The following is a 6,000-nucleotide window of genomic DNA, read 5'->3' as shown; positions in this document are numbered from 1 at the left end:
CAATATCCGATACCAGAAAATAAGAGAATACTTGCTTATAAAGCAGAGTTAGAAGCAAAGAAAAAAAGAGCATCATGATAAATGCGACTAACAACGTAGTCGCATAATCATATATCTTTTATTTATTTTGATTGTCTACTTGACAGGAGTCAGATCAAAGTGTAGCAGCTTTTCCAGTATCAAATTTATTATACAAAGTTATGTTAAAGTTTCTATCACAAGCTCTTTAATTGTAAGTCAGGAGTATCAATTTTATAAAGTAGTCCTATTCTATACCTAATCAATCATATATTATTAATAAATCATTTTTTAGGAGTTAACACCATGATATTAATAGTATTTTCTTTTCCTACATTAATATCTTTTTTACTTGGCTGTATTTTAGCAGAAAAAATTTATAAATATAATAAAAAGACTTACTTTTATATTATTAAGAATAAATCAATATTAGGTATCTTTATTATAACTATATTACTCTTAATATTATTTAATCACATTCTAATATCTAGTTTCATCCTAGGAATTTACATATATCTGTTTTTAAAAATTTCTTTTAATTAGAATTATATATTTTACTAAATATACGCTAAATCATGCTACTTTTTATAAGAAAATTATATAATTGGCTATCTTTCTTAACCCCTTATTTATCGCTCTTTTTGCTATTTCGCCTAACAAGACATAATTATTCTTATGTCTTATTAGGTGAAATTTCTGATTATTGTTTATGTATTATATAGGTTTACTAAGTAAACTTATGTAATATCTGTAGTTTACCGAAGTTTAATGATATGCCATGAATTGTAGCCTATATAATTTATAAATAAGAAAATGTAATAAATAAAAATTATCTTTAAGTTATATAACAAAAAGAGCTACAAAGATAAAATCTATATTGAAATATTATCTAAATGTATAATATTTGTAATATATTATATTTTTTTGATATAATATAGTCATATTGAAGTTTTTTTGCATAAATTAGGAGGGGGTTAAATGCCAATTAAAATATTAAAGGAAAATGCATTAGATCAATTGAAAGGTAGGTGGATAAAATCTATATTTACACTTATTATGTATACAATTATTTTAAGAAGTTCATCAACAATTGTATCTATTCTACTTAGCGCAAAACATGAGCAATTACTTGCAATAATACAATTCATTGTACTTAGTCTTATTATTACTATGTTTTTGACAGGAGTAATGAGAGCAGGTAGATGTAGATTCTTCCTAAATATGACTGAAGATTATCATAGTGCTAGGTTTGTGGATTTATTTTCACAATTTAAAATATATCCTAAAACCTTGTTATTATCTTTATTAGTGCAAATTTTTTCAGGCTTATGGTATATACCAATAATTGTAGTAGCACTAATTATAATATCCATATATATGATTTCACAACCTATTGAAGTTATTTTTAATATACAATATTACTTCACCTCAAATAGGATTCATACTACTATAATGATTCTTATTAGCATTATCGTTCTTTTTATAATATCATCTATAGTTATACAATTAATGTACTCTCAAGCTTTTTATATATTAGCTGACAATCCTAAAAAATCAACCTTTGCCTGCATACAAGAAAGCAGATTTCTTATGAGAGGAAATAAATTGAAGTATATTGGTTTACATTTATCTTTTATAGGATGGTATATACTTATTTTAATTATTTCAGTTATAGGATCATTCTTATTAGGATCTGTTTTTTCTGATTTACTACTTTTAGTTGGTTTATTATTGTTAGAACCTTATATTGAATTAACTAAAGCAAATTTTTATATAAATGCAAATTAGAGTATACACAATAATCTTGTATTCCATATTATACGAGTCAATAACTTCAAGATTGATTCATTTTAGATCATAAATATATATTGAAATTTGGAGGTTTTTAATATGCAAAATCGTGAAATTAGATTTATGGCTCGAAGGCAGCTTAAAGGCAATTGGGGGTTAGCTTTAGGTACTTTTCTACTTGTGCAAACAATTATATCTGGTGTATACTATTTAGGTTTTTTTATAGCAATTCTTTGTGATTTTATATTAATAGAAATTATATTACCCTTTCTAATTGCTCCTATTTTTGTTTTAGGAAAAGCTAAATTTTCTCTAAACTTAGCTACAGACAAAAATTCAGCTAGAATAGAGGATATTTTTTCTCAATTTGCCTTATTTTTAAAAGGATTAGGTCTTATATGTTTAGAATTTATAATTGTTCTTTTAGGTTCTATATTTTTCATTATACCAGGAATTATATTATCACTTGCATATAGTCAATCTTTTTATATACTTGTAGAAAATCCTGAAAAATCAATTTTCGATTGCTTAAAGGAAAGTAGAGTTATGATGATCGGATATAAATGGAAGTTATTTTGTTTATATTTTTCTTTTATAGGATGGCTACTTTTAAGCATTTTAACTTGTGGAATAGGTTCATTATGGCTCACACCATATATAGAAATATCTAAAGCTTGTTTTTATGAAGATATAAAAACAATTAATGAAAATTCAATATAAGTATAATAAAAAAGAGTCAATGCGTCATGCTTTGACTCTTCTTTTATTGGATTTTTCTCCCCTATCTTATATTTAATTTAAAAGGTACTTATTATCTTTTTACACATATGATAAAAGTAGATTTATTTACGTAGGAGGATTACTAAATATGGAGAATCTGGATATTGAGTTTCAATATGAAATTACTGTTGAAAATTATAATAAATTACGCAAATCAGTAGGCTGGATAGAGATTCCCGAAAAGGAAGCTAAAAAAAGTTTGAATAATTCCGTTTTTATAGTTGCTGTTAAAACAAAAGATGAAGTAATAGCTTCTGCAAGAGTTGTTGGAGATAAAGGTTATATTGCTGTTATTTTCGATGTAATGGTAGATCCAAGATATCAACATATCGGGATAGGAACTATAATGATAGAACGTATAATAGATTTTCTTTTTAATTCCATTGATAAAGGCGATTGTATTTATATAACCTTATTTGCTGAGAAAAATAAGGAAGGATTTTATAAGAAATTTGGCTTTACAGAAATGCCTACTGTATCAACAGGTCCAGGAATGTTTAAGACTATTTGGAAATAAAGTTAATTGCAAAATGAACTATGGTATTAACGAGTTCGTATTTATTAATGCCATAGTTCATTTTTGTAATATAAATAAGAATAGCTGTAAAATAGCATAGAAAAATTGTTGTATAAATTGAAAATAAAGCCCAATATTTTATACATACATAGTTTTTAATTGGCTTATATACAACCATAATACCTTTAATTGTTCATTCTCCCCTATCTAGTATTCGTAAATGACCAAAATTTTATCATAAAAGATATTTTTCTACCTATTTTTCGGTATAAGCATTCAAAAATGTCAAATATGAGAAACTATAGAAAGATTTATGAAATAATTGCATAATTATAGTAGAGACTTTTTATTATTAATAACATAGATGACGCAATACAATGGCAAAGAAATATAACAATCTAAAAAAAGGCAGTGAATGTAAAATGAGTAAAATTGATAGAAGTTGCTTTATTGCAAAAGATGTTGAGCTAATAGGAAAAATAAATATAGGATATAATACATCTATATGGGATGGTGTTACAATTATGAGTAATACCGATACAACAGTTATTGGCTATAATAGTAATATTCAAAATAATACTATTATATATAACGATTTTGGAGCCCCTACCGTTGTCGGAAATGATGTATCTATTGGAAATAACTGTGCTATACATAGTTGCAAAATTCATAATAACGTTTTGGTTGAAGGTAATGCTGTAATAAAGGAAGGTGCAGAAATAGGTGAAAATACAATAGTCTGTGCAGGCAGTGTTATTGAAAAAAATAATAAAATTCCACCTGGTGTATTATGCAAAGGAAATCCCGCCAAAATAGTTAGAAAACTTACTGATAAAGAGATAAAATCAATTAAGATAGTTGCAGATCATTATATTGCATTAGCAGATATATATAAATAAATTGCGACTTCAATAAGATTTTTGATATACTATTTGTAATAACTTAAAGGAGGATTATCATGGATTATTATAATTATTTCTTAGACCTTGAAAAATTTATTATAGATGGTGATTTAAAAGGTGCTGAGGACTTTGCTGTGAAAACATGTAAAAGTCTAGGCTTATCAGATAAAATGTTAAAAATGATAAACAATGTAAACCTTGGCAATTATGAAAAAAGTATAGAAAAAGCTATTCCAGAAGCTATTGAAGTTGCAAAAGAGTTTGATGCAAAAGCTATTTACTTTGATTATGATATAGACAATGATTGGGATAGTTATCTATTCATATGCAGTGATTACAATTCGGTAGAAGATGACAATGAAGATTGGAGTACTAAATGGGTAGCTTCAATAAATACAGTATCTCTTTACGAATACGCAGATATATTTCTTAAAGAAGCTAAACAGAACTTCTTTGAAAGTAATGAAGATACAGCAATTTTACTTATGCTAATAGCAAAGACGAATATTCTATTTGCTAGAGCAGCCTTAAAATATAAAGATTGTGGCTTTAAAATTTGTATTGGTTATCATGATCAAGATATAGCAACGAGAATAGTTGACTAAAAATATTTAATATTAAAAAATGTTGCGATGAGTAATCGAATTCATCGCAACATTTTTATTTTTTCTAAAAAAAAAGATTTGTTAGCTTTGGGTACTAACAAATCTCCTTTTAGAAAAGTTGAGTAATTAATAATTTGGTTATTTTTCTATTATTGATGATATCATCTTAATAAAATCTTCTTCTGACACCCCCTTTGCTGTAATTGAATATCCTATATCTTTATGCATAAATTCTTTAAAGTGCTCATCTTGTGTATCTTCATCTTCGCTATAAGATACTTCATCGTCTATAATAGATATTGATGATGAGTTTTCTTTATAAGATGATGAGTACACAGGTAATTGGCCCTTAGAAACATCTATACTAATATAACTATTATTCTCACCTACATAGTAAAAATTAAAGTTATCAGATTCTAGAGTTTTATCTTTTGCCACCTTTTCACTCTGATTATTTGAAGTTATTTCCTTAAAATTATCAGGTAAATATGTAGGTCTTGGGTCTAATCCTAAATAATCAATATATTTAGTTTCTGACCATTTTTCTACGACATCTTCCTTGTCAGCACCTTCAGAGGAACCCTCTTTTGCATAAGCTACATTTTTATAATTAAAATCACCTTTAGATAAATTTATAGATCTATCATATTCAGTAATCTTTAATCCATTTTTTAAATCTTTATCATGATTGCCATAAACTATATTTGTAGAAACAGTTAAAATTCCTACTGATAAAAACATTATTGATGCAACTGCTATCTTTTTATACATCTTCATAGCTAGCTCTCCTTTGCTCTTTCCCTTATATTCCATCATTTTTCTGGATAATTTATAGATAAATTCTAACGAAAGTACAATTCTTGCATTAGCTCTTTTGTATTCTCTTTTTAATTTGTTAGAATCATATTCATTATTAAGCAATTTAATAATTCTATTTCTACTAGAACATATTAATCTTTTAATATCTACAGTGGAACAATTAAATACTGATGCTATTTTTTCTAATGATATATCTTCACAATAATATAAATGAATAATTATACGATTCTTTTTTGATATATGTAATACTTTATTATAAAGAATTTCTTGCGACTTATTTTCAAAACTAACTTTACTTTCCAAATTAATTATCTTAGATAAATTTCCATAAATAATGTTGTTTGAAATCTTTATCGTTGTTTTAATAAACCATACTTCTAAATGATAATCACTTATAAAGTTTTTAGAACTATCAACATATTCAAGAAAAACTTTTTCAGTTACTTCATTGGCACTACCTTTACTTTTTGTTATAACTAGTGCAAGTCTATATACCAATGTAGAATATTTACTTAGTATATTATTTATATAACTTTTACCTATTAAAGAATTAGTACCCATGATTAAA

The 6,000-nt window shown here is 25.7% G+C and carries 6 protein-coding genes; 5 read left to right on the top strand and 1 reads right to left on the bottom strand.

Translation table 11 applies throughout. The annotated features are described in order from the left end of the window. The first annotated feature begins 996 nt into the window (after positions 1–996). The 5 genes from KQI30_RS10590 (at position 997) to KQI30_RS10570 (ending at position 4,613) form a co-directional block, all read left to right on the top strand. Complete coding sequence (locus KQI30_RS10590) at positions 997–1,806, top strand: DUF975 family protein (RefSeq protein ID WP_253287471.1); 810 nt, start codon at positions 997–999, stop codon at positions 1,804–1,806. A 102-nt stretch (positions 1,807–1,908) separates the two neighbouring features. After that, positions 1,909–2,529: a DUF975 family protein gene (locus tag KQI30_RS10585; RefSeq protein ID WP_216463277.1), complete on the top strand. Its 621-nt coding sequence runs from the start codon at positions 1,909–1,911 to the stop codon at positions 2,527–2,529. 148 nt (positions 2,530–2,677) lie between these two features. Continuing rightward, positions 2,678–3,106, top strand: coding sequence for a GNAT family N-acetyltransferase (locus KQI30_RS10580; protein ID WP_216463276.1), 429 nt, complete (start codon positions 2,678–2,680; stop codon positions 3,104–3,106). A gap of 377 nt (positions 3,107–3,483) precedes the next feature. After that, a complete protein-coding gene (locus KQI30_RS10575) occupies positions 3,484–4,005 on the top strand; it encodes a gamma carbonic anhydrase family protein (protein WP_253287470.1) in 522 nt (173 codons plus the stop codon). Positions 4,006–4,064: 59 nt separating this feature from the next. Continuing rightward, complete coding sequence (locus tag KQI30_RS10570; protein WP_216463275.1) at positions 4,065–4,613, top strand: hypothetical protein; 549 nt, start codon at positions 4,065–4,067, stop codon at positions 4,611–4,613. 138 nt (positions 4,614–4,751) lie between these two features. Here the strand turns inward: KQI30_RS10570 and KQI30_RS10565 are convergent, their stop codons facing one another. Further along, positions 4,752–5,993 (bottom strand): hypothetical protein, encoded by a 1,242-nt coding sequence (locus tag KQI30_RS10565; protein WP_216463274.1) that lies wholly within the window; start codon positions 5,991–5,993, stop codon positions 4,752–4,754. Positions 5,994–6,000 lie beyond the last annotated feature (7 nt).

Source organism: Clostridium bornimense, assembly GCF_018917145.1.
Classification (GTDB): Bacteria; Bacillota; Clostridia; order Clostridiales; family Clostridiaceae; genus Clostridium_AN; species Clostridium_AN bornimense_A.
The sequence above is the reverse complement of the archived record's forward strand: the minus strand, read 5'-3'. Positions and strand labels throughout refer to the sequence as shown.

What these genes read in the sequence shown, in the direction of transcription:
- KQI30_RS10590 (WP_253287471.1), top strand. Translation starts at nt 997, where the DNA reads ATGCCAATTAAAATATTAAAGGAAAATGCATTAGATCAATTGAAAGGT.
- KQI30_RS10585 (WP_216463277.1), top strand. Translation starts at nt 1,909, where the DNA reads ATGCAAAATCGTGAAATTAGATTTATGGCTCGAAGGCAGCTTAAAGGC.
- KQI30_RS10580 (WP_216463276.1), top strand. Translation starts at nt 2,678, where the DNA reads ATGGAGAATCTGGATATTGAGTTTCAATATGAAATTACTGTTGAAAAT.
- KQI30_RS10575 (WP_253287470.1), top strand. Translation starts at nt 3,484, where the DNA reads ATGGCAAAGAAATATAACAATCTAAAAAAAGGCAGTGAATGTAAAATG.
- KQI30_RS10570 (WP_216463275.1), top strand. Translation starts at nt 4,065, where the DNA reads ATGGATTATTATAATTATTTCTTAGACCTTGAAAAATTTATTATAGAT.
- KQI30_RS10565 (WP_216463274.1), bottom strand. Translation starts at nt 5,993, where the DNA reads ATGGGTACTAATTCTTTAATAGGTAAAAGTTATATAAATAATATACTA.